Here is a 5,139-nt window from a genome sequence, read left to right on the forward strand (position 1 = left end):
TCCCGGAGCAGGCGCAAGATCTCGGCTTGCACCGTTACATCCAAGGCGGTAGTCGGCTCATCAGCAATCAACAGCTTGGGGTTAGAGGCGATGGCACAGGCGATGGCCGCCCGCTGGATCTGGCCGCCGGAGAGCTGATGGGGATAGCGCTCCAGCATCTGGGGAGAAAGCTGCACTTCCTCAAACAGGCGGATGGCTTGGGCGCGGAGCTCCGCTGGGGGGAGGGAGGTGTGGGCCCTCAGGGTTTCCCGCAACTGCTGGCCACAGGTGTAGAGGGGGTTGAGGGCGGTGCTCGGCTCTTGGAAGATCATGGCGATCTGGGAGCCGCGGTAGCGCCGCCGTTGCCGGGGATCCAGCCGCAGCCAGTCCACTGTTCCCTGGGGGCCCTGAAAGAGAATGGTGCCTTCCACCCGAGCGGAGCTGGGCAGCAAGTCCATCAGCGTCAGGGCGGTTATGGTCTTGCCGGATCCGGACTCCCCCACTAAGCCCAGGACTTGTCCGGCCCCCAGTTGAAAGGACAGCCCATCCACCACCGGGGATCCCAAGCATTCTGCCTGGCTGCCGGCAGTGCGGCTGGGCAAGAAAACCCGCAACCCCTGAACAGTCAGAAGGGCAGAAGTGACAACCGGAGCGACATCGGCCATGGCTGAGGGCGGCGATCGAGGGATTGGCAGGATTATAGACCACCGCTCCAGCTTCCCTTCTTTCCCCGCTGGGGCAGCTCCAGGACTTCGGCAGCGTCGCTGAGGGAGTCTGGGTCTCAGCTACAAACTCAGCTCAGGATTGCCAAAACCTTAGCGGGCGGGCCGGAAGATCCCAAAGCAGGAGGTGTAGCCGTGCAAAAAGGTGGATCCCCCCACCGGGCCGATCTCGCCGTTGCAAAAAAAGCCCCCCAGGGGTAGCTCTCCCAGCAATTCCCGAAACCGTTGCGAGTCAAAGTTGGGGGTACCGTACAGCCCCTTGCCTCGTCCCAGGCAGGAGAACATCAGCGCCCCACAGGGATCCGGCTTGGGTTGAGAGGAGCGTTCTGCGGGGTAGCTTTGCTGTAGGTTGCGCTCGGCACAATAGCGGCTGAGGGCCCACCGCAGATCTTCCGCCGAAGTCTGGGCATCGCGCAGATGAAACTGCACCGTCTGGCCGGGGCGCACCCGATCCCCGATGGCGATCGCCCCCACCCGTGGATCGATGCCCAGGATCACGCGAATGAGAAAATCTCCCGACGTCGGCTCGGATTTGAACTCGTCCATCAGCAGGCCGATGAAGAGAGCTTGGCGGGCCAAGCGTTGATCCGATGGGCTGAGCCGTTCGGCCAAATCCTGTAAGACCGCCAAAGGAGGACGCCCCTCCAAGCTCAGGATCACATTCCCCTCCGCTTCGGTGACGCGCAAGGGATCCCCAATCGGGCGACATCCCTGAGCCACCACCGCATCTAGCACCACGTTGCCGGAGAGGGCCAGCCCCACCGTGCCTTCCCGATACAGCTCCCGCCGGGGTGTGGGGGTACGCGCATCCAGCAAAAACAGAGCATTGCCGCGAGGGCCGCGGCCGCCACTGGCCAATCCCCCCACCTTGACCGCCCCCGGATAGGCAAAATCCAGCCCTTGCAACAGCTCAGAGATTCGAGAGGAAAATCCATCCGCCAAGAGCAGAAAATGGGGCTTGCTCTGCGGCAAAACTCCAACCAAGTCTATCCAGGCCGAAGGAGGTGCATCCAAGTCGGGCAATTGGTTTCCCCGCAAATAAAAAGGGTGCAAGGCCACATCCGGCAGCACCGCCAAAGACAGCGACAGGGCCGGCCCCTCCTCAATTTCATGCCCCCCACCCACGATCCCGCCGCCGGAGCAGCCGATCAAAACGTCCACCTCCAACAGCTCCGACAACAGGGGCAGCACGCGAATGTACTCGCTGGCAAAGGCCGCCGACACAAACAGGATCCCCAAGTTGGGCCGCAGCGGCTGAGAGGGGACGTACCCGGTGAGCAGCCCCGGCAGGCTGCCGGATCCCACCGCCTGCACCTGTCGCGTCAGGGCGCTCTTCAGTTGGGCTACCTGGAGCTTAGCCTTAGCTTCCTCCACCACCTGCCGCAGAGCCGCTTCCAGAGAAGGGAGCTGGGAGAGCGCGTTCACCCACTGCATCGGCGTGTTCCTACGGTCTGGAGTTTGCTTTTTTAGGCTAGCAATTTATGCCCGGGACTGGCTGTTCTGCGCAGCCTCTTGTTTGAAACGTGTTTAGGGCAGATAGGGCCGCGGATCCACAGGCGCGCCCCCGCCGGGGCGGACTTCAAAGTGCAAGTGTGGCCCTGTGCTGCGGCCCGTATTGCCCCGGCTCATGATTACCTGGCCCTGCTGCACATACTGGCCCTTGGACACATAGATCCGGTGACCGTGGGCGTAGCGGGTAACGATCCCGTTGGGATGGCGAATATCGACGCGATTGCCGTAGCCATCCCCGGCATTGCCGGCAAAAATGACCTCCCCCTCCTGAACGGCTACAATGGGGGATCCCACCGGGCCGGGAATATCGACCCCCGCATGGAAGCGACCGCGACGGTAGCCAAAGCCGGAGGTGATTTGCCCCGCAACCGGCCAGATGAAGCCACTGCTGCGGGCCGGAGGAAGAGCTGGAGGAGGAGCTGCCGGCGCTGGCCGAGCTTGGGATTGGCTCCGGGCTCGTCGCCCGGGGGCCGGCGGGGCGGGCTGCGTGCCAGGCGCCGGAATTGTCAGGCGTTGGCCAATGCGTAGCCAGTGGGGATTGCGCAAGTTGTTAGCCTGGATGATCGACCGCTGCGTCACCCCATAGCGAGCGGCAATCCGCTCGATGGTGTCGCCAGCTCCCACCGTGTGGACCAGCGAGCCACCGGCCAAGAGGGCCTGTCGTTCTTGCTGCATCTGCTGGGCCTGGCGTTGCTGCTCGGCCTGTAATCGAGCTTGTTCCTGGGCTTCCTCTTCCTGGCGGCGGCGTTCTTCTGCCTCGCGGCGGGCGAGCATCTCGTTCTCGCGCCGGATCAGCTCGCCCACATCGCCGGGGATGAGCAGTCGTTGGCCAATGCGCAGATACTCAGGCCGATCCAGGGGAGTTGCCTCGATGATCCGCTGCTGCGGAACCCGGTAGCGGTTGGCAATGTCTTCCAGTGTATCTCCCGGCTTGACGCTGTAGATCAATCCCGGCTGGCTGGGGATCAGCAGCTTCTGCCCTGGCCGCAGCGGCGTACTGGCTTGAATGCCGTTGGAGACAGTGATGGCGGCGGCATCGAGCTGGTACATCTGGGTCAGATGCCAGAGGGTTTCCCCCGGCTGCACCTCATGCTCGAGAATGCCTCGGGGCCCTTCCCCAGTCGGGATCTGGCCCGCCTCGAAGGCTTGCCGCAGTTGGGCTTTTTTTTGCTCGTAGTTCTGCTGCAGGGCGCCGGACAGCGTGTGCACCGAGGGCGGAATCGGCTCCGCTAGCCGGGATCCCCAAGGGTGACGAGAAAGCTGGCGTTGATGCAGCGTGGCCACCCCCGCCAAGCCCAGCATGAGCAAGAGGCCGGTGGCCCACCTCGGGTAGCCCCGTCGCGCCGGAGCCAAGGTCGAGGGATCTGGATTTTCTAGCTCGGCTGGCTCATCGGAGGTGGCCGGCCCCGACTCTTCCAGGGCATCGGCGTGGGGATCGGCCTCCAGCTTCAGGAGCCACACCAGGCCCGTTAAGCTGAGAGAAAGGGCTAAGCCAGCCCACCGGAGTCTTGACGGGGCAGACAGAAGTGCCGGCTCTCCCCCCTCGGCAGCCCGCTCCTGAGCGGTCGGGATCCCTGCCGGATCCTTGGGCGGAGAAAGGGTGCTCACGGCAGCGCTATGGATGTCCAGCTCCCTCCCCTGGGCATCTGAGAACGTCAATCTTTGGGGCATCCTCACACCAACAGGCTGACACTAGAGTGAAAGAGAAGATGTCAAAATTGAGGCCAGCGGCCCCTTGCTGCAAGCTCCACCGAGGCCGGTGAAGCCCAAGCGCAGTTCGATAATGAATACGTTGGTTCGCACTCAGGTTAGAGTACCGTAGTTAATAAATCTAGACAAGTCTTTGCAGGTAACTTCAGCTAAAATGCTTGTCCCACAATGATTTCAGCCTTCGGCCTGTTGAGATTTTGTCGAGCCTTATCCGATGTAGAACAGAGTGTGCCACCGTGCCGATCTGGAAGATAAAGCCCGCTTTGCTGTAGCTGAAACTACAAACCAGGATTCTCCATGACTTTGGTTGTCTACAACACCTTGACTCGCCGTAAGGAAGTGTTTCAACCCTTCGGTGGCTCTGAGTCCATTTCTGCCGACGAGGCGGCGGGCGGGGAGAAGCCGCTGGTGCGGATGTACGTCTGCGGCGTCACGGTTTACGACCTCTGCCATCTCGGCCACGCGCGCACCTATGTGGTGTGGGATATGGTGCGTCGTTACCTGGAGTGCCGCGGCTACCGGGTGAAGTATGTGCAGAACTTTACCGACGTGGACGACAAGATCCTCAAGCGGGCCTTAGAGCGGGGCGAGTCGATGCAGGCGGTGGCGGAACGCTTCATCGCCGAGTATTTCCAAGATATGGATCGCCTCAACATCAAGCGGGCCGATCTCTACCCCAGGGCAACCCGATCGCTGCGGGCCATGTTCGAGCTGATCCAATCGCTGGAGCTCAAGGGCTTTGCCTACCGGGTACGGGATCCCCTCGCCCCTCAGGGGGAGACTCCTGCTTACGATGTCTACTATGCCGTCCGTAAGTTCCCGGATTACGGCCAGCTCTCCGGTCGCAAGCTGGAGGAGCTGGAGGCAGGGGCCAGCGGCCGGGTGGGAGAAGAGGGCGCTGGCAAACGGGATCCCTTTGACTTTGCCCTTTGGAAGGCGGCCCCCCCTTCCGAGCCGGGGTTTGAGTCCCCTTGGGGTTGGGGGCGACCGGGCTGGCACATCGAGTGTTCGGCCATGGTGCGAGAGACTCTGGGGGATCACATCGACATTCACGCTGGTGGGGCAGACCTCATTTTTCCCCACCACGAGAACGAGCTGGCCCAATCCGAGCCAATTACCGGCAAGCCGCTGGCCAAGTACTGGCTGCACAACGGCTTTGTCAACGTCAACGGCCAGAAGATGTCCAAATCTTTGGGCAACTTCACCACCCTACGAC

Annotated in this window: 4 protein-coding genes; 1 reads left to right on the forward strand and 3 read right to left on the reverse strand. The window is 62.3% G+C overall.

Annotation, left to right across the window (positions count from 1 at the left end; all coding sequences use genetic code 11):
- The 3 genes from NW809_RS10575 to NW809_RS10585 all read right to left on the reverse strand — a co-directional run.
- On the reverse strand, positions 1–644 hold a 644-nt coding region (locus NW809_RS10575), incomplete at its 3' end, for an ATP-binding cassette domain-containing protein (RefSeq protein WP_414402087.1).
- Between the two features lie 150 nt (positions 645–794).
- A complete protein-coding gene (locus tag NW809_RS10580) occupies positions 795–2,135 on the reverse strand; it encodes an FIST N-terminal domain-containing protein (protein ID WP_011430716.1) in 1,341 nt (446 codons plus the stop codon).
- 93 nt (positions 2,136–2,228) lie between these two features.
- The gene (locus NW809_RS10585; RefSeq protein WP_414402088.1) at positions 2,229–3,872 is read right to left on the reverse strand and encodes a LysM peptidoglycan-binding domain-containing protein; all 1,644 of its coding nucleotides are present in this window, start codon (positions 3,870–3,872) and stop codon (positions 2,229–2,231) included.
- A 348-nt stretch (positions 3,873–4,220) separates the two neighbouring features.
- Here NW809_RS10585 and cysS point away from each other — a divergent pair.
- The coding region (gene cysS, locus NW809_RS10590; protein ID WP_414402089.1) for a cysteine--tRNA ligase at positions 4,221–5,139 on the forward strand (919 nt) is incomplete at its 3' end.

The organism is Synechococcus sp. WC101 (assembly GCF_047461555.1).
Classification (GTDB): domain Bacteria; phylum Cyanobacteriota; class Cyanobacteriia; order Thermostichales; family Thermostichaceae; genus Thermostichus.